General features: G+C 65.5%; 1 protein-coding gene. It reads left to right on the top strand.

The annotated features are described in order from the left end of the window. Positions 1-550, top strand: a 550-nt coding sequence (locus ON21_RS24685; protein WP_039801377.1) for an AMP-binding enzyme, incomplete at both ends; no start/stop codon positions are given.

Below are 550 nucleotides of genomic sequence, written 5' to 3'. Positions count from 1 at the left end.
GGTGCTGATCGGTCGGCCGGTGTTCAACACGGGACTGTTCGTGTTGGATGCGTGGTTGCGTCCGGTGCCGGCGGGTGTGGCCGGTGAGTTGTATGTCTCGGGTGTGCAGTTGGCTCGCGGGTATGTGGGTCGTGCGGGGTTGACCGCGGAGCGGTTCGTGGCCAACCCGTTCGGATCCGGTGAGCGGTTGTATCGGACCGGGGACCTGGTGCGGTGGAACCGTTTCGGTGAACTCGAGTACGTGGGCCGCTCGGATTTCCAGGTCAAGATCCGGGGTGTGCGTATCGAGCTCGGTGAGATCGAGACGGTGCTCTCGGGTCACGAGTCGGTGACCCAGGCGGTGGTCGTGGCCCACGAGGCCGGCACGAGCGGTGCTCGTCTGGTGGCGTATGTGGTTGCTGCGGGCAATGTTTCGATCGATTCCGGAGAACTCAAGGAATTCGCGGCGGCCCGGTTGCCCGGATACATGGTGCCCTCGGCGGTGATGGTGCTCGATGCGTTCCCGTTGACCGGCAGCGGCAAGCTGGATCGGGCTGCGTTGCCGGCGCCG

Source organism: Nocardia araoensis NBRC 100135, assembly GCF_000308435.1.
Taxonomy (GTDB): Bacteria; Actinomycetota; Actinomycetes; order Mycobacteriales; family Mycobacteriaceae; genus Nocardia; species Nocardia araoensis.
This window is presented reverse-complemented; position numbering and strand designations above follow the sequence as displayed.